Consider the following 26418-nt stretch of genomic DNA (forward strand, 5'->3'; position numbering starts at 1 on the left):
AACGGTGAGAAGAATGAATGATCTTTCCTAATGTAGACTGCGGACGATCTTGAGACACAGATTGAATATTCCGCCGATCAATCCGGCCTCCAGCATACGCCTGCAGGCCAGTCGGCTTCTGATTCGCTAGAAGCTAGGCTCTGCATAGTCTCCTAAAGCGAACGTGTGAGCGAATACTCGTCTTGACGAGCAGAAAACAGCTATCCGGACGCGCGTGACCTTGCGCGATAAATCCAAGAGAGGGCGGCCGAAGTGATCCTCAGCCAAACGAAAGTCCCTGACGCGATGGACGCGAGTGTGGATGGGATGGGACCGTGGACGGTCGAAATCCGCCCACAACGCGGGCTTGTCAGTCTCGATTTCGCGGAATTGTGGGAATACCGCGAGCTGTTGTATTTTTTCGTCTGGCGCGACCTCAAAGTGCGCTATAAGCAGACGCTCATCGGGGCGGGATGGGCGATCTTTCAGCCGGCCATGACAATGGTGATATTTACGATAGTCTTCGGAAAATTGGCGAAGATTCCTTCTGACGGTTTGCCCTACGCGGTGTTTGCCTACACCGGGCTGTTGCCGTGGACCTACTTCAGTCAGGCCCTAGGGCGGAGCGGGACCGGTCTTGTCAGTAATGCCCACTTGATTACGAAGGTGTACTTCCCCCGCCTGGTCGTTCCGCTATCGGATGTAATCACGCCTGCCGTGGATTTCCTGTTTGCATTCTTGCTTCTCCTTGGAATGATCGGCTGGTTTGGAGTAACGCCAAGCTGGGGACTGTTGGCCTTGCCGCTATTCCTCGTCATGGCCATGGTCACGGCGTTGGCGGTAGGGCTCTGGCTGGCCCCCCTGAATGTGCGCTACCGAGATATCGGTCACACGATTCCATTCCTGACTCAGTTTTGGATGTTCGCATCGCCCGTCGTATATCCTGTGAGCCTGGTTCCTGAGTCCTGGCGACTGATCTATAGCCTGAATCCCATGGTCGGGGTAATCGAGGGATTTCGGTGGGGGCTGCTGGGCAAAGAGAATCCGGATTTCTCCGTGATGTTCATCAGCGTAGTGGTGGTGCTTTTGGTTTTCGTAGGCGGGCTGGTATTTTTTAAACGAATGGAACGGAATTTCGCCGACATCATATAGATGCATCACAAGACTTCCGATTTCCGACGGTTGTCACAACTGGTTGAGGGAATCGGGCGATGGAAAACATGAAGGGACCTGGGATTAGAGCGATGACTTCAGCCCTTGCGGAGGCCGAAACAAAGGAGGGTAGTAACAATGAACCCCGACGGTGATCTGTGGATGGGCATGAAACGCATCCGGTTGCCCCTAGTGATGATGTGTGTAGCATTGGGACTCTGGATCGTTTTCGCCGATCTGGTCGTGCCCTCGGTGATCGAGAGCGCGCACCGGGGCCAAAGTTTTCCGGTCTTCAATGGTCTTATCAAGGGGCATGCAACCCATTCAGTGGATGAATATCTGCGGGATTGGGATCAACTTGCCTGGCGTACGACGGTGGCCTCCACCGTCTTCGGGCTACTTGGTCTGCTGGTATTCATGATGGCAACCAGTCCGACATTCTTCCGCAAGTTCGTGGGAGAAGCGACACCCGGGACACTCGGCGCGATCAGGGCGTGGACATGTGGAATTCTCTTGCTCTGGACAGTGATAGAAGATCTCCCCAGCATTGCATGGCTTCCCGTCGAAGGGCGAAATCCGGTGGGGGTGATGGGCTGGCTGTACGCCCTTCCGATCGGTTTCGACAAACTGGTCGCGAGTGAAGCAGGACTGCATGTGTTTCAGTTTCTGACGGAACTGCTCTTGTTCTTGGGGATGATCGGTTATAGGACAAGACTGGTCATTCCGCTCGGCGCGGTCTGTTTCGCCCTATTGGGCGGTATCCTGCGTGATTATAGCTTCAACTGGCACCAGGGATGGGTCCCGCTCTATCTGATCACGATCCTTTCCTTCACTCCTTGCGGTGATGGGTGGTCGGTGGATCGGCTCCTGAGAGTCGTCCGTGGACAGCCAGTCCCTGATCCCAAACGTGCCGTGCCCGTGTATGGATGGGCCCGATATACTTGTTGGGTGGCGATCGCGGTGACGTATTGGGAAACCGGGCTCTGCAAGCTCCGTGGTGGTGGACTGTCCTGGGGCAGCGCGGATGGCTTAAGGGCGACCTTTTATGAAGACACCCTTCTCCCCAGGGAATACCCTTGGTCCTGGTCCCTCTCCCTGATTCAGGCCCCTGATGCGTTGTTTGTTTTTCTGGGACTGTTCGTTCTGGTTTTCGAGTCCTTCTGGATTGCGGTGTTGTTTTCTAAGACCGTTCGCAGGTACTGGCCTATCTTGACGGCGACCTTTCATACAGGAGTATTGTTCTTACAAAAGATCCTCTTCATCGATCTCATACTCCTGCAGGCGCTCTTCTACGATTTCACCGGAATCCGGAAAACGATCGCACGGCGCCTGGAGACCGTTTCCGGCCCGATACAAATTCTCTTCGACGGACACTGCCCTCTCTGCAATCGGACAGTCCGAGTCCTGGGATTTTTCGACCTGTTCACCCGGCTTGAATTTATCGACTTTCGTCGGTTGGACCTCGCCGAGTACAACCGACGACATCAATTAGCCCTGACGATCGAAGATCTCGATAGAGAGATGTATGTCATCAGCCGGGGGCAGGTGTATGTCGGGTATTATGGCTACCGTGTTTTGTCACGGGCATTGCCTGCGTTTTGGCTGCTGAGCCCCTTGCTCTATATCCCTGGAGTCTCGTGGTTTGGCGAGCGGGTCTATGGCTATATCGCGCGCCATCGGCTCGCTCTGCTCCATTGCGATACGCACTGTCCGACCGTGCCTTCAGGAACCACCGACCTCCGGACCACGTTCCAAGTCAGTGAAGGGCCACAGGCGTTCCGCTACGCCTGGCTCATCTCTGTCTTCTGCGTCGTCATGGCTGTCTCCTATTTCTACAGGGTCGAGTTTTACCCTGTGATGACCTCATGGCACCTGTATGCATCCTTAAACTACTCAGGGGAGATCAGCTATTTTAAGGCGGTCGGGCGGCAGGCCTCCGGGGCGGTTATTCCTGTCCGCGTAGGAGACTCCGTTGGCGCGCTCCGCTACGACGGTCGGGACACCCCTCTCCTCAAAAAATGCTTCAGTGGCCACCTCGATGAGAAAGGTGCTTCGCTGGCGAAAGACCTCGAAACCTGCCAAAAGTTCCTCATTCTGAGCGGCGCAATTTACAACAAGAATTCTCCCTCTGATCGGAAAATTAGTCAATTAGAGCTTCAAGAATGGGTCTGGAACTTCCGTTCCAACCCATCCGATCCTGAGCATGGAGAAGTAAGGAGCCGCGTGGTCGTTGAGATTGAGCCGGTTTCGGCCGCCGCGAAGCAGGAGACATGAGAAATCAGTCGGCGACGAACACGATTAAGACTTCCCAGTGAGGATTCGAGTCCATGGACACTATCGCCATCCGCGTGGAGCATCTCTCGAAGCAGTATCACATAAAGTCAGCAAATGACTGGCATGACAGGCTGGGTGATAAACTTGCGGATGGTCTGTGGTCTATGTGGAGGGGTAATAAACAGCTGCATCTTGGTCAGAAGAGTTTCTGGGCGTTGAAAGACATCTGCTTTGAGGTCAAGCAAGGTGAGGTCATAGGTTTCGTTGGTGGCAACGGAGCCGGCAAGAGCACCTTGCTGAAAATCTTGTCCCGGATCACGGAGCCGACTGAGGGGAGAGCTCGGGTGTACGGCCGGATGGGTTCTCTCCTCGAAGTCGGCACCGGCTTCGTGGGCGACCTCAGTGGGCGAGAGAATGTCTATCTAAGCGGCGCCATTTTAGGAATGAAAAAGTCGGAAATTGATCGGAGATTCGATGAGATCGTCGAGTTCTCAGGGGTGGAGGAGTTCATTGACGATCCAGTCAAGCATTACTCAAGCGGAATGTATGTCCGCCTGGGCTTTTCGGTGGCGGCACATCTGAGACCTGAAATTCTCGTGGTGGATGAGGTGCTGGCGGTCGGCGACGCAATGTTTCAACAGAAGTGCCTGGGCAAGATGGGAGATGTGGCGAAAGAAGGACGAACGGTATTGTTTGTCAGCCATAACATGGCCGCGATGCAGGGGCTCTGCTCTCAGTGTTACATGTTGAAGAGCGGCAGGCTGGTTGCACAGGGGGCTCCGCGCGCGGTGATCGAGGAATACATGGCAGGCGCTGCGTCGGGCCAACTGACGCAACTGGGAGAACGGCAGGATCGCCAAGGCAACGGCGAGATTCGGATCGAGGATGTCTCGATCTGTGACGGAAAAGGTTCCCCGATCGATGAAGCTCTTTCCGGTCAAGACATCACCATTCCAGTGTCCTACCGGTCACGCGACAACAAGCCGATCTCTCGATTGGATATGCACATCACCTTCTATACGACATTGGGTCAATTTATGTTCAATTGTTCGAGCGAGGCCAGTGGGCATCCGTTCGAAGCGCTCCCTCCGATGGGGCGGGTGTTCTGCCATATTCCTGAGTTGCCGCTCGCACCGGGTCGGTACGTGTTCAATTTGTACTCAACCGTGGGAGGGGTCATGGCTGATTGGGTGACGCAGGCGGGATCGCTCAATGTCGTAGGAGGCGACTTCTTCGGTACGGGCCAGTTGAAGACCCATGATGAGGGATTCCTGGTCAAGCACAAGTGGACAGTGGGTTCCGCTTGCTAGGTTTCCCTCACGTCCTTTGATCGTATGGCCGTTTTGGGAAGATGGAACGAAAAATCTTCGAACCTCCACCCGCACTCAACCACTCTGCCTTGCTCGAACGATTGGCTGGATAGCGTTCCGTAGTCGGCAGACGAAGAGGAGGAACAACCCATGAGAGCCGCGTTCATATGATCAGTAAAGTCATGAATAAGTTCAAACGCGAAGGGGCGTGCGGTGTAGGGCGGGCCATCTCGGTCCGTCTCTTCGGGAAAGCTCTCATGAGCCCGCTCCAACAGTACTTGCGCACTCCTAAGTTTGTCGTCGAACCGCTTCCGAATACCCGAAGACTAGGAACTGACTATGGAGGTTGGGACTTTGTGGAGGATGAAAGATTCTATGGTGGAACAGTGATCAGTTGCGGGCTGGGTGAAGATGCGAGCTTCGATGTCGAGTTTGCATCAAGGTACAACGCAACAGTAATTGTTGTAGACCCGACTGTTCGGGCCATCAAGCATTTTGACGAAATCATGACGCGGATCGGCATGGGCAGAGAGAGGAGTTATGTTAAAGGCGGGAACCAGCCCGTCAATTCGTATGACTTATCCAAGCTCGACAGGCATAATCTTCACCTCGTTCCCAAGGCGATCTGGACTCACAACAATACTGTCGAGTTTTTTGCTCCTCCGGATCCGAGCTGCGTGAGTCATAGTATCGTCGACCTCCAGAACAACTACTCGAGGCAGGGTCCGTCCTGCGACGTTGAATGCATTACGATCGACAAGCTGCTGCAAACATTCTCTTTGAAGTCGCATCCGGTATTGCTGAAGCTGGATGTCGAAGGCGCCCAGAGGGATGTGATCAGAGATATGATCAGCAAGGGAATCTATCCTTCCCAGATTCTAGTCGAATTCGAAGAGCTGCAAGCGCCCTCGCTCCGGGGAAAAAGAAACTTTGAAGAAATCGATCGTTTGCTGCGGAAAAAAGATTACCGGTTGAGGGTCTTTAGTCCTCCAGCGAATTTTGCCTATACAAGGACAGTCTAGGAGCAGACTCAGCTTTCGACGAAGCTGCTTTGCTTCATGCCGTTATTCAGCGGGCTACGTTCTTAAAGCTCCCGGAGTCGATGGCAAGAGGAATCTAGACTAGAACCATGCGTTTCCTCATTCTAGATACCGATTATCCTGCGTTTACCGCCTGGCTTTACGCCGAGAATCCCGGGCTGGAAGGCAAGCCCTTCGACGAGCAGCTGGGCGTTCATACAGAGGCATGCTTTGGCATGGCGGGATTTTGCGCCAAACACCTACGCGCGCTTGGTCATGATGCTCAGGATCTGCACGTGAACAATGAGATCATGCAGAAGCGGTGGGCGCAGGAGCATGGAGTCAATATCGGGTTGGATTGGGAATTTCGATTACGTCGGGGGATCGTACCCTGGATTTCACACAGCGACCCGCGTCGGTGGTTTTATACCATCCTGGCTGCTCAGATCAGATGGTACAGACCCGACGTCATTCTGAACCTGGCCATGGACGGAATTAGCAGTGTCTTCCTCAAGGAAATGAAACCCCATACGGGGCTCTTGGCGGGACAAATTGCGGCCTACCTACCGACCGGAGAGAACTGGAGCGTCTACGATCTCGTGATTTCCTCCCTGCCGAACTTTGTGGAGTATTTTCGTGGCATCGGAGTTCGCAGCGAATTTAATCGGTTGGCGTTTGAGCCGTCGGTCTTGCACACGCTCAAACATCAAAAGAAAAACATTCTTGTTTCCTTTGTCGGCAGTTTCACAAGTTCGCATTCCAAGCGGGATCAGTTGCTGGAGCGACTGTGCGTGACACTTCCCACCAACGTGTGGGGAGTCGGAATTGAACGCTTGCCACAGGATTCGTCGATTCGTTCTTGTTACCTGGGGGCTGTCTGGGGTATCAATATGTTCAGGATCCTCGCCGGTTCAAAGATCGTCATCAACTATCATAGTGATGTCGCGCAGTCTTACGCGAATAACATGCGCCTGTATGAAGCGACCGGTACGGGGGCCCTGCTAGTTACTGACTGGAAGGAGAATCTCCACGAGATGTTTCAGCTGGAGAAAGAAGTCGTAGCGTATCGAGGCCTTGATGAATGCGTTGAGAAGGTACGATATTACCTTGAACATGACGACGAGCGAGAAGCGATCGCACTCTCAGGACAGCGCAAAACGTTGCAGACACATACGTATTTTCAGCGAATGCAAGACCTGAGCGAGATAATTTCCAAGTACCTGTAGGGCAATGTGGGTGGAGTTCGGTCCCCAAGGCTATGCGAACAAGTGAGTTGCCCCTGTTTCACGGCGGTGCGGCAATAGGTGAAAGCAGGATCCAGGTGGGCGAGAAAACCTATCGAGAAGCGCTCCCAAGTGATGATTCTATTGTCGGCGGCCGTATCTCGGCAGTGAAGGGATTGTTGCCTGTTTCGTTGAAGCAGTGGGTTCGTATAGAGCGGCATTGTTCCTGTCTGCGGTCTTCGCCTGGGTGGGTCCGATTTGGCACTCTAAAGAGGCTCGCGCCGATCAGCCCTACCTTCGGCATAGAACGGGGGCAAGGAGTCGACCGGTATTACATAGAAATGCTGTTGAGGAAATATATCGACGATATCCGAGGAGACATATTAGAGGTTGAAACACCTCGGTATATCCGTCAATTTGGCGGAGGGAGAGTCACGCGTTCGGATGTCCTCCATGCTGTTTCGGGCAATCCTCAAGCCACCTTGATTGGTAATTTGGCAACAGGTCAGGGAATACCCAGAGCTGCCTTCGGCTGCATCATTCTCACCCAGACTCTCCAATTCATTTACAATTTGCGAGGGTCGGTTGAAACGGTCTTTTCCATCCTGAAACCAGGGGGGTCTTGCTGGCCACCACGCCGGGGATCAGCCAGATCAGCCGCCATGATGTGGAGCGTTGGGGTGAGTACTCGCGGTTTACGACTCGATCGGCACGGCGACTCCTCGAGGAAGTATTTCCAGTGGAGAATGCTTCGGTCGAAGCGTATGGGAATGTCTATGCTGCGGTCGCATTTTTACATCTGCTTGCGGTTGAAGATCTAAACCAACGATAGCTGAACCCTCGCAACCAGGGCTATGAACTTCTTATCGGTCTTCGGGCAGTGAACCCGCTGATGGACAATGATTAGACAGGGAATCACAAAGTTGCGACAGGCCGCTCGGCGGATTAAAGGCCGATTCATTCGGCAGCCTCTCATTCTGCTGTACCATCGTGTCGCCGATTTACAATTGGATCCTCAGTTGTTGAGCGTGACTCCCGAGCACTTTGAACAACACCTCGAGATTCTGCAGAAGCAGGCACATCCTATGAGGCTCGAAGACATGGTTCGAGCCTGGCGAGAGAACAAACTGCCACAGCGGGCGGTAGCGGTCACATTTGACGACGGATATGCAGACAACCTGATCAGTGGCGGACCCTTACTCAGGCGTCATAGTATCCCCGCGACCTTCTTCGTCGCCACCGGATATCTTGGACATGACCGGGAATTCTGGTGGGACGAAGTTGAACGACTGTTCTTGCAGCCGGGAACCTTGCCCCAAGAGCTTTCCCTTACCGTCAACGGACGCGCGCATCGGTGGTATCTAGGCGATGCGGCCGAGTATAGCCAGGATGCGTATCGGCGGCATCGCGTTTGGAATGTGATCCGACCGGAGAATCCCACTCCACGGCACGAAGTGTATCGGTCTCTTTGCCAACTCCTACACCCCTTGCCAGATCAGGAGCAGCGAACAGTGTTCAAGACGCTGGAAGTCTGGGCAAATAGGGTGTCACCCGGTCGCCCTGCGTATCGTGTCCTCACTCCCGACGAGGTCCGTCAGGCGACCAAAGACGGGCTTGTGGAGGCGGGCTCCCACACAGTGACGCATCCGGTTCTTTCCGCGCTTCCGGTTTCGATGCAGCGAGAGGAGATAGAACGGAGCAAGAGTCGGCTGGAGGAACTCTTAGGACATCCGGTACGAAGCTTTGCCTATCCGTACGGAACACGTTCGGATTACACAACTCAGACCATAAGTCTGGTACGGGAAGCTGGATATGAATATGCCTGCTCCAATTTCGAAGGTCTTGTGCGGCCAGACACTGATCCCTGGCAGTTGCCCCGCTTTTTAGTCCGTGATTGGGATGGAGATGAGTTCGATCGCCAGCTTGTTCGATGGTACGGCGCGTGATCGCTTCCACGTATCGCGCGTGGCGGTTGCGTCATAGCGGCGTCTCTACACCGGTCCGCATCCGTGTGCCCGTCCGGGGCTCTTTGATCATATAATAAAAGGGGAGTGACAGCTATGCGGCATGAAGCTGTGAAGGCCTATGTCCTGCCTGCGAATGGAAGTGAATTTGAACTGAAACAGGTGGATGAAAAGGTCGGCGACGAAATCAAAGAGGGGTGCCTCATTGACCATTCGTCGAATCGCCTTGTTCCGATTCGAAACTTCATTCCGAGATTTGTGGACGACAGTTCATACCGGATGAAATTCGGCTGGCAATGGGAGAGCTTTCGGCAGTTGCAAATAGATCGCGTCAATGGGACGACTATCTCCGCTACGAGATTCTACAATGGCACCGGTTGGTCTGCAGGGGAGTTGAAGGGGCAACGAATTTTGGAGGTGGGGTGCGGAGCCGGTCGGTTCACTCAAGTTATGCTTGATGCCGGAGCAGAAGTCTGGTCTCTGGACTATAGCAATGTCGTCGATGCATGTTGGGCCAACCATGGACCGCACCCCCGCCTGAACGTCGTTCAAGGGGATGTCTATGCGATGCCGTTCAGAAAATTCTCCTTTGATAAGGTATTTTGCTTTGGAGTCCTCCAATACACGCCTGATGTGAAGCGGGCCTTCATGAGTTTGATCGATTTTCTCAAGCCCGGGGGGAAGCTGGCGGTAGACGTGTATCGAAAGGACAAATGGCCCAGTCGATGGACCAGCAAATATCTGTGGCGACCGGTGACGAAACGGATGCCGGAGGATCTCTTATTCCGGTTCGTGAAATGGTACATGCCGTGGTGGCTGCCTTTAGATAACAAGCTCGATCAGATACCGTTCCTCTGGCGATTTGCGAGCTATGTGCGCGGAATCGTGCCCTGTTGGAATTATACCGGAGCGTTGCCGCTGTCAGAGCAACAAATCATGGACTGGGCCATTCTCGACACGTTCAATTCCTTATCGCCGAAGTACGACCAGCCCCAAACGATTGGTGACATCCAGTCGTGGTTCGAAGAGGTCAAGCTGTCGGATATCGAAGTCCGATATGGTTCGAACGGCATTGTGGGCTCCGCACGTAGATGCGCCTAAACCACACTATAGGCTGTCCGTTGCTTCGTGCTCACCTGGCATTGGGTAGAGAGTCGGTTCCCATTAGGATCCGGAAATGAATACAGTAACTAATCCAGGTGCATATGCCGCGAACGGAGATACAAACCTGGTGAAATCTCACCCCTTGAGAATTCTACAAGTCTGTACATCGGACAGAGCCGGTGGCGCGGAGCGCTCGGCGTGGAACCTGTATCGCGCCTATAAAGATCGAGGCCATGAATCGTGGTTGGCCGTCGGAACGAAACGCACAGACGACGCGGATGTGCTGGTCATCCCCAACGCGCGACCCCGGAATCTCTGGACGCGACTCAACGAGAATATCCAGGAACGATTACAGGCTGTTGAAGAAGACGTGGCGGGGGTAGGACGAGTACGGGAATGGCTCAGGACCTGGTCGAATCCCTGGCTTCAGATGCAACGATCCCTAGGGATGGAGGAGTTTGATTTTCCTGGAACGTGGCGATTGTTGAGTCTCCCTCCACGCAGACCTGATATCGTGCATTGCCACAACCTGCATGGCAACTACTTCGACCTGCGCGTTCTTTCAAGCCTCAGCTATGAGGTTCCGGTCATCGTCAATCTTCGAGATGCCTGGTTATTGAGCGGTCATTGCGCACATTCGTTTGACTGCGATCGGTGGAAAACCGGCTGTGGCCGTTGCCCGGACCTTGCTATCTATCCGGCCATCGAACGCGACGCCACGGCCTTCAACTGGCGTCGGAAGCGGGACATTTTTGCAAGAAGCCGACTCTATGTGACGGCCCCCTCTCATTGGCTCATGCGAAGAGTCGAAGAGTCCATCCTCGCGCCAGCCATTGTGAAGACTCGCGTGATTCCGAATGGGGTCGACTTCTCCATTTTCCATCCGACGGACCGGCAGGGTGTGCGCTCTGGACTGGGCATCCCGCAGGACGCCAAGGTACTGCTTTTTACCGCGAATGGTATTCGGCGGAACATTTGGAAAGATTATGCGACCATGAAAGCCGCTGTAGCCACCGTGGCTCAGCGCATGCATGGTCATGATCTGATCTTTATTGCGTTGGGTGAAGAGGGGCCGCCCGAACGGATCGGCTTGGCGGAAGTCCGATTCGTTCCTTACCAGAAAGATCGTCACGCCGTTGCCCGCTATTTTCAAGCAGCCGATCTCTATGTCCACGCAGCTCGTGCCGAGGTATGTCCCTTAACCGTCATCGAAGCGCTCTCATGTGGCACGGCGGTGGTGGCAACTGGGATTGGCGGCATACCGGAGCAGGTAAAGGGGTTGGAGCTGTCACAATTCAACTTGCGGAATTCTGGACTAAATCAGTATGGAACGACTGAGGCGACTGGGGTGCTGGTTCCGGGTGGTGATGCCCAGGCGATGGCGGCGGGAATCGAACGGTTGCTGCGCGACGAAACGTTACGCCGTCGCCTGGGAGAGAATGCGGCTCTAGATGCGGCCAAGCGATTCGGCTTGCACGGCCAAGTTGATGGATTTCTCTCTTGGTACCGCGAAATTTTGAACGACAGGGCAATGGCCCATTGAAATATGGCCCGTCAATCGTAGCGTGAGACCAAGAGTCCGACCGTCGTTCTGGATCAATCGCAGGTTCATGAACATGACGCAACGTCACACCTTCGGACAATACTCGGCAAGGTAGAGGTAGGATGTCTTGGGATCCTGATCGCGCTCTTGTCGCTCGAAGATGCGCTGCAGTTGCGCGCTCAAGTCGTCGATCCATCCGCAGGGCTTCGGCTTGTTCTGGACGAACCGCTGGGTTTCCGTCCTAACCTAAATCTCCCTGTACACGACTCGCGCGGCTGGATCAATACCTCACCATCGGTAGAACGCGCCGACATCGTCGTGCTCGGAGATGCCCTGGTGTCTAGCGCGGCCTGGTCCAGACAGGTCGGGTTACGTCTCCGCCGCGCTGTCTACCAGATGAGGGTCGGCGGTACGGACCAGTGCAGTATGCTCTGCTGCTGGATGAAGCGTAGATGTTGGAACCTAAGGTTATCATCAGAAGAGTGGAGGAGCTTCTAGAAATAGTTGAGTCGATGCAAACAGTCCCTATAAAATAGGTTCGAGTGTGCCCAATTGGATGATTCGCGAGCGCGCCTCCACAGCCTTCCTGATTCTTCCTCATGACCTACAGATTCGTTTCATGAGGCCACAGCTGCTTGGGGCCGTGCTGATATCCGGCATGATGTAGACTCTACCGGTCCAGAACGAAAATGGAGCGCAGGTCAGCCTTATGAGTAAGTGCATATATCGAGGGGTCGCCATCCTTGCGCTGAACGCCATGATTGCGTTCGCTTGTTTCGAATTGGCGGCTCTCGGATTCTTCACGGTGCAGGTGCCGGCGGGGACCACGAGACCGACTGAGCAACTGATAGGGGAGGGGACTTCGAGGGAGAAGGTCTCCTACTATGCCACTCAAGACTGGGCTGAACGGTTTTGGTACGAGTTTCGGCGGAGCCGCAATCAACAGTTTTATCCCTTTGTAGATTGGAGGAGAGCACCCTTCAAAGGCCAGACTATCGAAATCAATCAGGAGGGCGTCAGATTGACGCCCGGGGCGGATTGCAGGCCCGGTTCGTACAAGGTGTTTACCTTTGGCGCATCCGAAATGTGGGGGACGGGATCGCCGAGCTGGGGAACAATCCCTGCCCATTTGCAGAAGGGTCTTGAGAAAGTAAGACGGGGACCGGTTTGCGTGACCAATTTTGCAGAATCGGCCTATGTGTCGATGCAAGGCATTATCACGCTTCTGATGCAACTACGATCCGGCAATGTGCCGGATGTGGTTGTGTTTTACACCATTGCGGATGACGTATATGCCGCATACCAATCAGGTCGAGTCGGCATTCTTGAGAACTTCGATCAGATAGCTGCACGTTTCGAAGGGCATCGAGAGCCGGACACATTTCTGGATCTGATGAGACGCACCTATTCATACAGGCTAATCGACCTATTCATGGGCAAACTGATGATCGCCGATTCGAAGCAGGAAGAACCGGCTCCCCGCAAGATAAGCACGTATGAAAGTATGGGGATTGACGTCGGCACTTTGAGTGCCTTGATCGTAAGGGAATATTTTGGAAATTATGAGATTGTGAACGCGCTTGCCCGAGAGTACGGTTTCAAGTATTTCCTTTTCTTGCCGCCACTAGTCTCGATGGGCAACAAACCTCTCACATCTGAAGAACAAGAAATGAAACGCAGGATGGAGAGCGAGGCGGCGCTGCACAGCCTTGTTACAGCTGTCTATCAGGCGGTCGAAAGGGAGTCGCCCAACTACCCGAATCTCTATTCAATGGTTCCTGTCTTTGATGGTTACGATCCACTTGTGTGGATTGACGAGAGCCATGTCACGCCAGTCGGGAACCAATTGATTGCCGAGAGGATGTTGAGAGCTATTGCTGGATCAGAGGGACTTCGATGATCCAGACTATAGGCTGCTTGTCAGTCGTTCTTCTCCTAACCCTGGTGGGGTGGCGCCTGCCCTCGGTCAGGGGACGGCAGCTGCTGTTTCTGGCCGCCAGTTATCTCTTCTATGCCAGTTGCGGGATCGGTTTTCTGGGTATCTTGATCGCAAGCTCGCTCATGAATTACGCCTGCGGCCAATCCCTGCGCCGCAAAGCGACGGCGCCACGTTTGTGGCTCGGCGTCGCGCTCAACCTTCTGCCTCTGGCATTTTGCAAATACTTGCCTGCGTTGCTGGAAATTGGGTCGGCTGATTCATGGGAATATGATCTTGCGCGTCAAATCCTCATGCCGATTGGAATGTCCTTTTGGACATTCCAAGGACTATCATACCTGTTCGATATCTACTATGAAGAGGAACCGGACCCTTCGCTGCTCGAGTTTTGTCTTTTTATGGCGTTCTGGCCAACCGTGATGTCGGGTCCTGTTTGCCGCCTCCCAGGCATGTTGCCGCAATTCCGACAATTGTCTCACCTGAACTGGGATGATCTGTCCGCGGGGAGTCTTCGGATTATCCAAGGCGTCATGATGAAGTATGTGCTCGCCCACATCCTGGCAACCGGATGGCAGCCTGGTGAAGGTGTTGCCGCTGGGTTCGATCAGATGAAAGTCGGGTGGGGCGCTGTCGATGTGTGGCTCTTGGGTATTGGGTTTGGGTTTCTTCTATTTTTTGACTTCGCGGGCTACTCGCATATGGTCATTGGAACCGCGCGCCTTTTCGGCATCCGCCTTCCGGAAAACTTCGATCGCCCCTTCCTTTCACGCACTCCATCTATTTTCTGGACACGCTGGCACATGTCGCTTTCCTTCTGGATTCGCGACTATGTGTACAATCCGCTTGCTGTTGCGGGGCGACAATACAGTTGGTGGCCCTATGTGGGGTTTATTATCTCCATGACGCTCTTCGGGCTGTGGCATGGAGCCAAATGGACTTACGTTGTGTACGGTATGTATCACGGTCTGGTGCTGGTCATGCACCGTGTGGGCCAGCAGGTAAAACGGCGATTCACTCTCCGGCCGCCGCGCGAGGTGGGAGTGGCTCTTTCCTGGGGAACGACCTTTCTGCTGCTTGCGGTGGGGTTTATCATTTTCCGCGCCAATGACTTGACCCAGGCGTGGACGATGTTGGGGACAGCAATGACGCCTGCGGCCTACGGGCATTTTGCCATGCCGCGCAGCTTTTACGCGCTCACGTTCGCCAGCGCGATCGGCTATTTTTTCGTCGCAGCCGGACACTCCTTGTTGCGATCCTGGAGAACGCGATACAGAGAGGCCCTCAGCGAACCACGAACACCGATGGCCAGTGCCGGTCCGGTGCCGGCGGCCGATGTTACCTTGATCATCGGTGCACTGTTCGATTTCTTCTCGCAGAGACTGTGGTGGTGGTTTGCGCCGGCGCTCTCCGTGCTGGCGTTGTTGGTTGGATTGGTCATGTATACGAGGGAAGCGGTGATCGCCGTCACGCCGTTCATCTATACCTTGTTTTAGCATCCGGCCGGGACTTATCCTCTACAACGCAGAAGATCGCTGCACTCCTTGAGCAGTAGGAAAGGAGCGAATAATGACTGATGGGAAAAGGACTTCTGGGAAAGAAAGGTCGGTTCTTTCCAGGTTTGCCGGATGTTCAGCGCGCTTTCCGAACGATCCGGCCCTCTGTGTCGGGGATCGATCATACACCTATCGTGAAGTAACGGGCCTGTCCTTGTGCATCAGCACACTCCTAAAATCCCATGGCATCAGAAGGGGAGACCGCATAGGCGTGCTGATGGAGGACAATGTATTTACCTATGCCTCGCTGCTCGGAATCCTGTCCTGTGGGGCCTGTTACGTTCCGTTGAATCCTCATGCTCCCGTGGATCGAAACGTGGGAATTATTGCAGATGCCGGCATCAAACTCCTGTTGTTTGGCGACAAAGAAGATACGGCTCGGGAACTCTGCGGTCCATTCGGTACTGAATGTCGACCGCTGAACAACCGGGTTAATCCCGCCCCAGGTAGATTGGATCCGGTAGATCAGATGCAGGAAGATCCGTGCTACTTGCTGTTCACGTCCGGCACCACGGGGAAACCCAAAGGAGTTCCGATTTATCAGCGGAACCTTACCGCGTTTCTCGACATGATGCTGGAAAGCGGAAAATATGATTTCACCAAGAATGACCGCTTCCTTCAGATGTTTGAGTTGACCTTTGACCTTTCGATTTTCTCCTTCCTCGTCCCCCTCTCGGTAGGAGCGAGTTTCTATCCGATTCCCCGGAAGGGCATCGCGTATCTGGAGGTGGCCGACATCCTCGAAGCCAAGAACATCACCGTCGCTCTGCTGGTTCCTTCGGTCATCAACTACCTGAAGCCCTATTTCGGAGAGCTGGACCTTCCAAAGCTGAGGTACAGCCTGTTCTGTGGTGAGGCCCTATACCATGAAACCCTGTCCGGGTGGGCCAGGTGCGTTCCTAACGCTAAGATCGAAAATCTATACGGACCCACTGAGGCGACGATCTTTTGCATGCGTTACGAATGGCGGCGGGGAGAACCGCCGCACCCGCAAGGGAAGGGAATTGTTCCCATCGGCAAAAGTATGGAAGGAATGGATGCGTTCAAAATGATTGACAGCACATCGGACGAAGAGGGAGAACTCTGCCTGAGCGGCGAGCAGGTCACCCTTGGCTATTGGAACAATCCGTCAAAAACTGCGGAGGCATTCGGGACCACAACGGAGGGTAAGAAATATTACCGGACCGGAGACCTGTGCAAAGTCGATAAGACGGGCGATTTCCTCTATCTAGGGCGAATAGACAACCAGGTGAAAATCGACGGCCACCGCGTCGAGCTCGAGGAGATCGAGTTCCATACCCGTATGTTCTGCGAAGAGAAGCAGGTGGTTGCTGCGGTGAATACCAGCGAGACGGGCAGCCGCTACATACTCCTGTTCATCGAAAGCGAAGAGGAACTGAAAAAGGGCCTGGAGGATCATTTGAAAAAGCATCTTCCGGCATACATGCTTCCTAAGGAGATCATCACGGTCGGCCTCTTCCCTCTCAACAGCAATGGTAAAACCGATCGCAAGGCGCTGAAAAATGCCTACCTGCAGAAATTAGCGGCCAATCAACAAGAGAGAGCTGGATCCGGCGTGTGATAATCTGTCGGGACGCGCGGCGCATGTGCTTCCCGTATGTAAAGGTGGGACATCAATGAAACATGAAGACATTGTCGGAATCCTGAAGTCCGTGTTCGAGAGAGTTCTCGAAGAAATGGACCTGAAGATTACTCGTGAGATGACCGCGCACGATGTGGAAAAGTGGGATTCCTTACGTCACATCCAACTGATCAGCGCGGTGGAAACCGCGTTCGGAATCAAGTTCAAACTGCGTGAGATCATGAGCTTGAACAGCGTCGGAGACCTGATCGATCTGATTGATGCAAAAAGGGGTCAGGTCTGACACAACACGAATCGTTCGAATATGCTTCCATCTCCGGACTCACGATGTACAATTACTCGGTCGTATTTTCCCAAATGAATAGGCTGGTGCCCATTCTGGCCTTTCCGATACATCGGAAGAGGTACGCTCCCTCGGCAAGCCTGTGCGCAGTCCCGGGAAGGAAATAGATGACCTTGGCAACGATGTCGATTCTTTCTTCGTGCATCTCCTTTGTGCTGATCCTTCTCATCGGTCTGGTAGCCCGTTGTTCCTGGAGAAAATCTATCCTGACAGCCGCCGTCGTGTGAGGGACCATTGCCCACAATAATCACGGAAACCTTGTTCGCTTTTGGAGTCCTGTCCTATCCGATGGTTCTCATTTCCTGGCTGATCACTGGCGCGGCGCTAGCGATTCTCGATGTGCGGTGCTTTGGGAACAAGGACCTTCTGTCCAGTGGCGTTCGTCCCGCATCCGGCGCCTCGAGGCTTTTCACAAAGTACACAAGAGTAGCTCTGTACGAACTGGACCATGATCACGCGTAATTCAGTAAGGCAACAGGCCGGTGGACAGGGCGATGGTGAAGCCGCGGTCGATCTCGCTTGTCCCCTCTGCGTCGATATGGACGGGACTCTGCTGAGGACGGACAGTCTTATCGAATCGATTATCGTACTACTGAAATCGAACGCGTCCTATCTCGTCATGCTCGTGGTTTGGATGTTGAAAGGTAAAGCCCACGTAAAGCAGGAACTTGCGCGTCGCGTCATGCCAGATGTAACCCGCCTTCCGTACCGGTCGGGGTTCCTGAACTATCTTCGAGCGCAGCGTGATGCCGGTCGTAAGTTGGTCTTGATCACCGGAGCCCATATGGAGATTGCCCGGCGAGTGGCAGACCACCTCCGGCTCTTTGACGATGTCATGGCGACGGGAGGAGGGATCAATCTTACCGGTGAAGCGAAGGTTCAGGCCCTCATTGCACGATTCGGCGAAAGAGGGTTTGACTATGCCGGAAATGAACGAGTGGATCTGATTATCTGGGAGCACGCTAGACAAGCCATCGTGGTGGGCGCCCCCGACCGCGTCCTGAAACGCGCTCGGCGTAGAGCCCATGTCACGGAGGTTTTTGAGCCGCGGGTCAACCCGCTTCGGTACATCGTGGCAGTCATTCGGCCGCACCAATGGGTGAAGAATGTGCTGCTCTTCGTCCCGTTGATCACCTCGCATCGGATTACTGAAGGGCGGTTGAGCCTAATGGCCGTCATCGGATTTGTGGCCTTCAGTTTGTGCGCGTCGAGCGCCTACGTGCTGAACGATCTGCTCGACATGGAATCGGACCGCCAACACCCATCGAAGCAAAAACGCCCCTTTGCGGCGGGAAACCTGTCGCCCTGGTGGGGGCTCCTCATCGCGCCGGTGTTTTTGGGCGCTGGTTTTGCGGTCGCTTCATTCTTGCCGGCAATGTTTAACTGGCTCCTGGCTCTCTACTTTGCGGGGACGACGGCCTATTCAGTCGATCTCAAGAAACGGGCCGTTGTCGATGTGCTCAGCTTGGGCGGACTGTATACCATCCGTATCTACGCCGGTTCTGTGGCCATCGGAGTATCTGTCTCTCCATGGTTGATGGCGTTTTCGGGCTTCACCTTTCTCAGCTTGGCTTTTATCAAGCGAGGCTCCGAATTGTTGATGTTGGGGCGATCGGGCGGGCATGCCGCCCACGGGCGAGGGTATAGTCTCAGCGACGTCCAGTTTGTGCTCTCGGCAGGGCCGACAAGCGGGTATATAGCCTGCTTGGTGCTAGCTCTTTATGTCAGCAGCCCCGATGTGGCGAAGCTCTATTCCAGACCGTCGCTGCTCTGGCTCCTGTGCCCTGTGATTTTGTATTGGATCAGTCGCATGTGGCTCATCTGTTCACGGGGGCAGATGTTTCATGATCCCATCGTGTTCGCGGTCCGCGATAAGATGAGTTATGTCGTCGGAGCGGCCGCCGGTCTCATCATGCTGATGGCGAAGTAGGTGCAATGAAAGTTCTTCTGATCACTGCCGCCTTTCCGCCGATGCGAGCCGGCGAAGCAGACCATGCGCTGAATCTTTCCCGGCAGCTGGGACAGAAGGGATTAGATGTGCACGTACTGACGACAAAGGGCCATGAGGAACCGGTCAATGAGCCGTTCACCGCATACCCTGTGATGACCGATTGGTCGTGGTCCGACCTCCCGCGCTTGATCACCTTCGTGAAACGTTGTTCCCCTGACGTGGTGTTTTTGATCTATATCGGATGGATCTACAACGAGCATCCCATGATGACGTTCGCGCCGACCATTTGCCGAGCTTTACTCCCACGCGCGCGATTCGTGACCCTTTTCGAGTATCCGCATGGCTGGACTCCGGGCAAGTGGTCGACGCTAACCCGAGGACTTCGCAAAGCCGTTCAACAATGGGCAGGCCCAAGAGATGTCGATTACGAGTTCGGAACTCTGCTGCGAGATAGCGATGCCGTGATTGTGTTGAGCAACCATCACCGCAGCAGATTGATGCTTCACGGACCGGACGTGCAGGCAAAAAGCGTCCTAGTTCCTCCTCCTCCATTGCTCCGAATGTCCCGGGAGGATGGCGGGGTTTCCAGGCAACGCTACCGTGAAAAGCTCGGCCTCGCATCGGATGATTTCTTGGTGGCCTATTTCGGCTACATTTATCCATCAAAAGGAGTGGAAACTCTCTTCAAAGCTTTTCAGCTCGTCAGCAACCAACGAAGCAACGCCCGGCTGATCGTGATCGGCGGAATACTAGACCGTGAATATCCCGAACGTCCGTTCTACGCTCGAGAACTGCGTGAATTGCCCGAGCAATTGGGCATTCAGCGAAGAATTATCTGGATAGGGGAATATGAGACCGACAGCGACGAAGCATCTCTCTTTCTTCGAGCCGCAGACACCTGTGTGTTTGCCTCCGACCACGGCATCTTTTTGAACAATAGCTCCTTTGCTGCTGCTGCGGCCCACGGGCTTCCCATCATTGCGACGAAAGGTTCGGTGGTTGAAGATCCGTTTATTGATCGAGAGAATGTCCTTTTCTGTCCCCCCAAGTCTCCGGAGCCGATGGCTGCTGCGATTTTGGCGATTATGGATGCCCCGGACCTGAAAGACCGTCTCCGCCATGGCGCGCTCGCGCTCGCGTCCGAGTGGTATTCCTGGGAGAAAGCCATCGACCGTATCGTGGGCACTTTCCGTGGACCCCTAAGATAGCTGTTCTTGCTTGTGACGGCCAGGCGCGTCTGTTCCATCAGTTGACTGCACGATCGTTTGCTATAGAATATTCTTCTTAGTCGCTGGCTTTGAACGTAAACTCTTCTGAATGGTAGGAGCCCCGGCATGCTGTTGACCGTTGCTGTGTGTACCTGGAATCGGAGCAGGTTGCTTCGACAATGCCTGGAGCAGATGACCAAGTTGAACATCCCTCTGGGGGTCGAGTGGGAACTATTGGTCGTCAATAACAATTGTACGGACGACACCGATCATGTGGTCGACTCGTTTGCCTCAAGACTGCCGACTCGCCTGTTAGTTGAAGCGAAACCAGGTCAGTCCAACGCGAGAAATGCCGCTGTGCGGGAAGCGAAAGGCCAGTATATTCTCTGGACGGACGATGATGTGCTGGTGGACGAAAACTGGATCGCTAATTATGCGAAGGCGTTTCAACGATGGCCTGAAGCGGTGGTGTTCGGAGGCCCGATAACCCCCTGGTTCGTTGAGACCCCACCGACTTGGCTTGAGCAGGTATGGCCGCGTGTGGCCGACGCGTATGCCATCCGGGACCTCGGTCCAGAGCCGATCCAGTTTGACGGACGCAAACGTACGCCGTACGGCGCCAACTTCGTGGTACGAACCAATGAGCAACAACGCAATCTGTATGACGCGCGATTTGGACTTCGACCGGGGAGCAGCATCAGGGGGGAAGAGATAGATCTTGTGAACAAACTTCTTACAGAAGGGAATGCCGGGTGGTGGGTGCCGGGCGCAGGCGTCCGTCACTATGTTCCGCCCGAACGCATGACCACAGGCTATCTCAGAGACTACTACTTGGGCTACGGCCAGTACCTTGCCATGAAAGAGCCGGAGTGGGACGGGCCTACCATTCTCGGGAAACCCAGATGGCTTTGGAGACAGATCATCACGGCTGAAATCAAGTACAGATTTCACCGGCTAATCTCGCCGCCGGAGGTGTGGATTCGCGAACTCATTGATGCCAGGGTGAGCTTTGGACGCTTCGTCAGAATGAAGTGAGAAGGGCCGCTGTCGTTCCCGCTTGTCCGCACAAGGTACTGTAAGTTGATGATCGTTTTAGATTAAAACCTGCCGCATCCTACAAAGGTCGATAAGCAGCATCCATAGCGGTCATGTGCCGTCGGTTGTGGAAGGTGAGGAGAAAATGACTGTTCCCACGGTGAGTGTCGTCATTCCGATTTATAACTGCGTGGAATATCTTCAGCAGGCATTGACCAGCGCGCTTAATCAACAGGGCGTCGGAATTGAGATACTCTTGGTCGATAGCTCCACCGATGATTCGTGTGCTGCGATCGCCAGGAAATCCGATGCCAGGGTTCGTTACACTTATCAGGAGTCCCGTGGTGTCTCCGCGGCCAGAAATCTCGGGATTCGCCAAGCCCGAGGCGAGTTCATCGCGTTTTTGGACGCTGATGATGAGTGGCTCCCGGACAAACTTTCGATGCAGGTATCCGCCTTGCGAAAATTTCCTCAGGCCGGCCTCGTTTTCACGGACACGATGATGTTCCGAGACAGCACCGTCATTCAGGCGGCCATGAACCGAGACATGCTGAAGGAGTGGCGTCGTTCTCATGTTTCAGACCTGCCTGGTTGGTACTGTGGCAACCTATACTCCCAACTCCTGACTCAAGACTGCATGAATACGTCGTCCGTCCTGGTACGGCGCAAGGCAGTGGAGGAGCAGGGCCTCTTCGATGAAAACTTCAAAGTGGGAGAAGATTACGATCTCTGGTTGCGAATCGCAAGATCGTGTCCAATGATCTTCATCGACAGGGTGTTGTGTAGATATCGTGTCCATAATGATGGGTTGTCGGGAGGAGAGGACGTTCGGGCACTGCGCTGGCTCGAAGCTCATATAGCGGTTCGTGAAAAGCACCGACGAATGGAGTTGGTGCCTGCTCAGCATATGGAGCTCCTGAGAGACATTCTAGGCAGACATGCGTGGGAAGCTGGTTGGAACCATTTCGGACACAATCAGTTTCACGAAGCCAGGCGACATTTCTCAGCTGCGATCCGGGCGAAGCCTTTTGTCCCTAGGACATGGCTTTATTGGTGTTGCTCCTTCTTGCCGACACGGGTTGTGGAGGCGATACGAACTATTCGAAGACCTCGTAAGGCTGGGCCTCGTAACGGCACTCAAGCACAGTACTAGAGGCTTGATCTATTCCCTGAGCGAGATGGCACGAGAGTCCGCCGAGTGTGGAAGAGATGACTGCAGCAACATCAGTATCCGACAAACCCAGAGAGGCCATTCCTCCTGGTGATGCTAACGATCCTGTCCTGGTGTCCGTCGTGATACCCGCGTACAACTGTGCGAGCTACATCCTGGAGACCCTGGATTCCGTTATCCGACAGGACTACCCGAAGCTCGAAGTGATCGTCATAGACGATGGATCAACCGATCACACGAAGGAGGTGGTGGGCAACGTCGAGTCCGATCGGGTGAAGTATGTGTATCAGCCGAACAGTGGTGGTCCTTCCGGTCCCAGAAATACGGGAATCCAGCATGCGCAAGGCAAGTATGTCGCATTCCTGGATTCAGATGACATCATGCTTCCTGGTAAGATTCGATGTGCGGTGGATCTTCTGGATTGTCAGCCGAACCTCGGGCTCGTCTTTGCCGATTTCGTGAAATTTGACGAAGTACATGGTCAACATGCCGGCGCATTTCTGGACACCTACGAATACTTCAAAAGAGCTCCGAAGCGGTCCGTGGGAGCTTCTCAGTATGTCCTCAACGCCGAGGCGGCCTATGACGCCTTGATTGTGGAAAACTTTATTGGTACGTCAGGAGTCGTTGTCCCCAAGGCAGTTCTAGCGGACGTCGGTCTCTTTGACGTACGATTGAGAGGTCCCGAAGACTACGATCTGTGGCTGAGGATTGCGTATGCTTATGACATCGGCTTCATTGATATGATCGGTCATCGCTACCGGGTCAGACTGGACGGAATAACGGGCCTCGGCGATGCGAAGCTGGTTCCCCACTCCATACAAGTCATGCAGAAACAATTGAATCGTCCCCTTCCGTACTCGACGCGAAAGAAGGTCCGCAAAAAACTTGCGATGCAGTTTTTTGCGCTTGGATACTGTCATCAGATGGCGGAGGAGATGAAACCGGCACGGCAATATTATCTGCGGAGCCTGAAAGAGGCAAATTACTGGCTGTCTTGGAAAGGGTTGTTCATGTCCTTGTTGGGGGGCGGCGCAATTCGCAGGTTGAAGCAGTTGCGTGGGTATTAGTACCGACCGATGTCTTGGAAGTCTGAGGGAATATTCTGATGAGCACTATTCTTGGCATATCGGCCTACTATCATGATAGCGCCGCTTGTCTTGTGCGAGACGGTGAAATTGTCGCGGCGGCACAGGAGGAGCGATTTACCAGAAAGAAGCACGATCCCGGATTTCCTCATCGGGCCATCGATTATTGTTTGCAGACTGGTGGAATCCGGCTGGGTGAAGCGAGCCGATTGGTGTTTTATGACAAACCGCTGCTGAAATTTGAGCGTCTCCTGGAAACGTATCTGGCCTTTGCCCCGAGCGGTCTGCAGTCGTTCCTGGCCGCAATGCCGGTCTGGATGAAAGAGAAGCTGCTCCTGAAGACGCTGTTATGTGAAGAATTTCTGAAACACGATCACCGGCTGAAAAAGCGGGATCTTCCGCAATTGCTCTTTTCTGAACACCATGAATCGCACGCAGCCTCGGCATTCTTCGCGTCCCCATACGATTCCGCCGTGGTGCTCTGCATGGACGGCGTGGGGGAATGGGCCACAACGTCTGCTTGGAAGGGGGAAAGCAATCGATTGATGCCACTATGGGAGATCCCATTCCCTCATTCGCTCGGCCTGTTGTATTCGGCGTTTACGTATTACACCGGCTTCAAGGTGAATTCTGGAGAGTACAAAGTGATGGGCCTCGCGCCGTACGGGGAGCCAAAGTATGCAAAAGTCATTTATGACCATCTGATCGATGTGAAGCCGGACGGTAGCTTCCGGATGAACATGGAGTATTTCAGCTACTGCACCGGTCTGACCATGACGGGAAACAAGTTCGACGACCTGTTCGGTGGGCCTCCGCGAAAACCGGAGTCTAGATTGACGCAGCGAGAAATGGATCTTGCCCGTTCTGTTCAAGAGGTGACCGAGGAAGTGATGCTTCGTATCGCGCGGTCGCTTCACGAAGAGACAGGTCTCGACTATCTGTGTCTGGCCGGGGGTGTGGCGCTCAATTGTGTTGGGAACGGTCGTATTCTGAGAGAGGGGCCGTTCAAGGATCTCTGGATCCAACCGGCGGCCGGTGATGCGGGAGGGGCGTTGGGTGCTGCGTTGAGCGTCTGGCACCAGTATGAGAATCAGCCTCGAATCTCGAATGGAACGCAAGACCGTATGCGCGGGTCCTACCTGGGACCAGCTCATACCAACGAAGAGATCGAGTCCTTTCTCAAACAGAAAGGCGCTCCGTATACCAGGCTGCCCGATTCGGAACTCTTTGAGCACGTTGCACAGGATCTTGCCCAAGAGAAGGTCGTGGGATGGCTGCAGGGTCGCATGGAGTTTGGTCCTCGAGCCCTGGGGGGACGCAGCATTCTCGGAGATGCGAGAAGTGCGAAGATGCAGTCGGTCATGAACTTGAAAATCAAGTATCGTGAATCGTTCAGACCGTTCGCGCCCTCGGTACTGCGTGAGCGCGTGTCGGACTATTTCGATCTGCGCTCGGATAGTCCGTACATGCTGATAGTGGCGCCGGTGTTGGAAAAGCGACGCCGGCCGATCACCGCGTCGCAGAAAGATCTCTGGGGTATTGACTTGTTGAATGTGCCGAGATCAGACATCCCCGCGGTCACACATCTCGATTATTCTGCGAGAGTTCAAACGATTCATCAGGAGACCAATCCACGATACTACGACCTATTGAAAGCATTTGAGACGCTAACAGGCTATGCGGTTCTGGTCAATACCTCGTTCAATGTACGAGGAGAGCCGATCGTCTGCACGGCGGAGGATGCCTATCGGTGCTTCATGCGTACAGAGATGGACGTCCTTGTGCTCGAGAATTGCGTTCTGTACAAGCAGGATCAAACGCCGATGGCGGAAGATACGGATTGGAAAAAAGAGTTTGAATTGGACTAAAGAAAGGGAGACACGGCTATGCGGGTTCTCATCACCGGAGGCGCAGGATTCCTGGGTAGTCACCTCAGTGATCTGCTGATTGGAAAAGGATATGACGTCATCGTCATGGACAATCTGATCACCGGACGCGCGGAAAATATCGCACATTTAATGGGACATCCTCGGTTCAGTTTTGTGAAGTATAACGTGTGCGACTACATTCATGTCGACGGCGCGCTTGATGCAATCTTGCATTTTGCGTCGCCGGCCAGTCCCCAGGACTATCTGGAGATGCCCATTGCAACAATGAAAGTCGGTGCGCTGGGCACGCACAAAGTGCTGGGCTTGGCCAAGGCGAAACACGCTCGGTTGTTGTTGGCAAGTACGTCGGAGGTCTATGGCGATCCGTTGGTCAATCCCCAACCGGAAACCTATTGGGGGAATGTCAATCCCATCAGCCCACGTGGCGTCTATGACGAGGCAAAACGGTTTGCGGAAGCCATGACGATGGCCTATCACCGATATCATGGGGTCGACACCCGTATCGTCAGGATTTTCAATACGTATGGTCCGAGGATGCGTCCTCACGACGGACGAGTCGTATCCAACTTCGTGGTGCAAGCGCTGGAAGGGAAGCCGTTGACGATATTCGGCGACGGGAGTCAGACCAGAAGTTTCTGTTATGTCGACGACTTGGTTCGCGGCATTATGTCGCTCCTGTTGATTGATTCGGACAAGCCTGTAGCGGAACGCACGAACCGGGCGAAATTCCTTACCAAATCCCCGCAACCCTTGCCCGAAACCATTCATAACCCCGTCAATATCGGCAATCCTCGAGAGTTGACTGTCAGGGGAATTGCGGAACTCGTGCTGAAGTTGACAGGCTCGAAGAGTGAGATCGAATATAAAGCACTGCCGGCCGATGATCCGAAGGTCCGACGCCCTGACATTCGTCTTGCAAAACAGTTGCTGGGGTGGGAACCGGAGGTGGAGCTTGAGGATGGTCTCCGAAAGACCATTGAGTATTTCAGCCAGGTCGTAGTGGAATGACGACCTGTGGCGCGGCGCGGTTCGTAATGGCATGCGATGATCAAGGTAACCCCGCAAGACGTAGA

General features: G+C 54.1%; 20 protein-coding genes. 19 read left to right on the forward strand and 1 reads right to left on the reverse strand.

From position 1 onward, the window contains the following. Window positions 1-252: 252 nt before the first annotated feature. The 12 genes from P0111_06265 (at window position 253) to P0111_06320 (ending at window position 16943) form a co-directional block, all read left to right on the forward strand. Complete coding sequence (locus tag P0111_06265) at window positions 253-1131, forward strand: ABC transporter permease (protein ID MDF0643616.1); 879 nt, start codon at window positions 253-255, stop codon at window positions 1129-1131. Between the two features lie 138 nt (window positions 1132-1269). Further along, window positions 1270-3405: a DCC1-like thiol-disulfide oxidoreductase family protein gene (locus P0111_06270; GenBank protein MDF0643617.1), complete on the forward strand. Its 2136-nt coding sequence runs from the start codon at window positions 1270-1272 to the stop codon at window positions 3403-3405. Between the two features lie 53 nt (window positions 3406-3458). After that, window positions 3459-4715: an ABC transporter ATP-binding protein gene (locus P0111_06275; GenBank protein MDF0643618.1), complete on the forward strand. Its 1257-nt coding sequence runs from the start codon at window positions 3459-3461 to the stop codon at window positions 4713-4715. A gap of 182 nt (window positions 4716-4897) precedes the next feature. Then, window positions 4898-5737 carry an FkbM family methyltransferase gene (locus P0111_06280; protein ID MDF0643619.1) on the forward strand — a complete coding sequence of 280 codons (840 nt, stop codon included), beginning with the start codon at window positions 4898-4900 and terminating at the stop codon, window positions 5735-5737. Between the two features lie 107 nt (window positions 5738-5844). Further along, complete coding sequence (locus P0111_06285; GenBank protein MDF0643620.1) at window positions 5845-6960, forward strand: glycosyltransferase; 1116 nt, start codon at window positions 5845-5847, stop codon at window positions 6958-6960. Between the two features lie 896 nt (window positions 6961-7856). Next, a complete protein-coding gene (locus P0111_06290) occupies window positions 7857-8903 on the forward strand; it encodes a polysaccharide deacetylase family protein (protein MDF0643621.1) in 1047 nt (348 codons plus the stop codon). A gap of 114 nt (window positions 8904-9017) precedes the next feature. Further along, window positions 9018-10022, forward strand: a complete 1005-nt coding sequence (locus P0111_06295) for a methyltransferase domain-containing protein (protein MDF0643622.1) — start codon at window positions 9018-9020, stop codon at window positions 10020-10022. A 76-nt stretch (window positions 10023-10098) separates the two neighbouring features. Continuing rightward, window positions 10099-11568 carry a glycosyltransferase gene (locus tag P0111_06300; GenBank protein ID MDF0643623.1) on the forward strand — a complete coding sequence of 490 codons (1470 nt, stop codon included), beginning with the start codon at window positions 10099-10101 and terminating at the stop codon, window positions 11566-11568. Window positions 11569-12325: 757 nt separating this feature from the next. Next, on the forward strand, window positions 12326-13468 hold the full coding sequence (locus tag P0111_06305; protein ID MDF0643624.1) for a hypothetical protein: 1143 nt from the start codon (window positions 12326-12328) through the stop codon (window positions 13466-13468). Beyond that, window positions 13465-14997, forward strand: a complete 1533-nt coding sequence (locus P0111_06310) for a DUF5989 family protein (GenBank protein MDF0643625.1) — start codon at window positions 13465-13467, stop codon at window positions 14995-14997. Before P0111_06305 ends, P0111_06310 begins: the two co-directional genes overlap by 4 nt. Before the next feature lie 73 nt (window positions 14998-15070). Beyond that, window positions 15071-16639 (forward strand): AMP-binding protein, encoded by a 1569-nt coding sequence (locus P0111_06315; protein MDF0643626.1) that lies wholly within the window; start codon window positions 15071-15073, stop codon window positions 16637-16639. Between the two features lie 55 nt (window positions 16640-16694). Beyond that, window positions 16695-16943 (forward strand): acyl carrier protein, encoded by a 249-nt coding sequence (locus P0111_06320; GenBank protein MDF0643627.1) that lies wholly within the window; start codon window positions 16695-16697, stop codon window positions 16941-16943. A 52-nt stretch (window positions 16944-16995) separates the two neighbouring features. Here the strand turns inward: P0111_06320 and P0111_06325 are convergent, their stop codons facing one another. Continuing rightward, window positions 16996-17148 carry a hypothetical protein gene (locus P0111_06325; protein ID MDF0643628.1) on the reverse strand — a complete coding sequence of 51 codons (153 nt, stop codon included), beginning with the start codon at window positions 17146-17148 and terminating at the stop codon, window positions 16996-16998. Window positions 17149-17451: 303 nt separating this feature from the next. Here P0111_06325 and P0111_06330 point away from each other — a divergent pair, with 303 nt between their 5' ends. The 7 genes from P0111_06330 to P0111_06360 all read left to right on the forward strand — a co-directional run bounded on the left by P0111_06330 (window position 17452) and on the right by P0111_06360 (window position 26353). Further along, window positions 17452-18933 carry a UbiA family prenyltransferase gene (locus tag P0111_06330; GenBank protein ID MDF0643629.1) on the forward strand — a complete coding sequence of 494 codons (1482 nt, stop codon included), beginning with the start codon at window positions 17452-17454 and terminating at the stop codon, window positions 18931-18933. A gap of 5 nt (window positions 18934-18938) precedes the next feature. Further along, window positions 18939-20162, forward strand: coding sequence for a glycosyltransferase family 4 protein (locus tag P0111_06335; protein ID MDF0643630.1), 1224 nt, complete (start codon window positions 18939-18941; stop codon window positions 20160-20162). Between the two features lie 126 nt (window positions 20163-20288). After that, a complete protein-coding gene (locus tag P0111_06340) occupies window positions 20289-21197 on the forward strand; it encodes a glycosyltransferase (GenBank protein MDF0643631.1) in 909 nt (302 codons plus the stop codon). A 127-nt stretch (window positions 21198-21324) separates the two neighbouring features. Beyond that, entirely contained in the window at window positions 21325-22350 is a 1026-nt protein-coding gene (locus P0111_06345) for a glycosyltransferase (GenBank protein MDF0643632.1), read from the forward strand. A 131-nt stretch (window positions 22351-22481) separates the two neighbouring features. Next, window positions 22482-23438: a glycosyltransferase family A protein gene (locus P0111_06350; protein ID MDF0643633.1), complete on the forward strand. Its 957-nt coding sequence runs from the start codon at window positions 22482-22484 to the stop codon at window positions 23436-23438. 38 nt (window positions 23439-23476) lie between these two features. Next, window positions 23477-25324, forward strand: coding sequence for a carbamoyltransferase (locus tag P0111_06355; protein ID MDF0643634.1), 1848 nt, complete (start codon window positions 23477-23479; stop codon window positions 25322-25324). 18 nt (window positions 25325-25342) lie between these two features. Beyond that, window positions 25343-26353, forward strand: coding sequence for an SDR family oxidoreductase (locus tag P0111_06360; protein ID MDF0643635.1), 1011 nt, complete (start codon window positions 25343-25345; stop codon window positions 26351-26353). Window positions 26354-26418 lie beyond the last annotated feature (65 nt).

Origin of the sequence: Nitrospira sp., assembly GCA_029194535.1 — a bacterium.
GTDB lineage: Bacteria > Nitrospirota > Nitrospiria > Nitrospirales > Nitrospiraceae > Nitrospira_C.

Coding starts and splice junctions, on each gene's coding strand:
- P0111_06360 (MDF0643635.1), top strand. CDS start 25,343: ATGCGGGTTCTCATCACCGGAGGCGCAGGATTCCTGGGTAGTCACCTC.
- P0111_06295 (MDF0643622.1), top strand. CDS start 9,018: ATGCGGCATGAAGCTGTGAAGGCCTATGTCCTGCCTGCGAATGGAAGT.
- P0111_06355 (MDF0643634.1), top strand. CDS start 23,477: ATGAGCACTATTCTTGGCATATCGGCCTACTATCATGATAGCGCCGCT.
- P0111_06270 (MDF0643617.1), top strand. CDS start 1,270: ATGAACCCCGACGGTGATCTGTGGATGGGCATGAAACGCATCCGGTTG.
- P0111_06300 (MDF0643623.1), top strand. CDS start 10,099: ATGAATACAGTAACTAATCCAGGTGCATATGCCGCGAACGGAGATACA.
- P0111_06330 (MDF0643629.1), top strand. CDS start 17,452: ATGATCACGCGTAATTCAGTAAGGCAACAGGCCGGTGGACAGGGCGAT.
- P0111_06320 (MDF0643627.1), top strand. CDS start 16,695: ATGAAACATGAAGACATTGTCGGAATCCTGAAGTCCGTGTTCGAGAGA.
- P0111_06340 (MDF0643631.1), top strand. CDS start 20,289: ATGCTGTTGACCGTTGCTGTGTGTACCTGGAATCGGAGCAGGTTGCTT.
- P0111_06335 (MDF0643630.1), top strand. CDS start 18,939: ATGAAAGTTCTTCTGATCACTGCCGCCTTTCCGCCGATGCGAGCCGGC.
- P0111_06310 (MDF0643625.1), top strand. CDS start 13,465: ATGATCCAGACTATAGGCTGCTTGTCAGTCGTTCTTCTCCTAACCCTG.
- P0111_06305 (MDF0643624.1), top strand. CDS start 12,326: ATGATTGCGTTCGCTTGTTTCGAATTGGCGGCTCTCGGATTCTTCACG.
- P0111_06325 (MDF0643628.1), bottom strand. CDS start 17,148: ATGCACGAAGAAAGAATCGACATCGTTGCCAAGGTCATCTATTTCCTT.
- P0111_06290 (MDF0643621.1), top strand. CDS start 7,857: ATGATTAGACAGGGAATCACAAAGTTGCGACAGGCCGCTCGGCGGATT.
- P0111_06280 (MDF0643619.1), top strand. CDS start 4,898: ATGAATAAGTTCAAACGCGAAGGGGCGTGCGGTGTAGGGCGGGCCATC.
- P0111_06285 (MDF0643620.1), top strand. CDS start 5,845: ATGCGTTTCCTCATTCTAGATACCGATTATCCTGCGTTTACCGCCTGG.
- P0111_06275 (MDF0643618.1), top strand. CDS start 3,459: ATGGACACTATCGCCATCCGCGTGGAGCATCTCTCGAAGCAGTATCAC.
- P0111_06315 (MDF0643626.1), top strand. CDS start 15,071: ATGACTGATGGGAAAAGGACTTCTGGGAAAGAAAGGTCGGTTCTTTCC.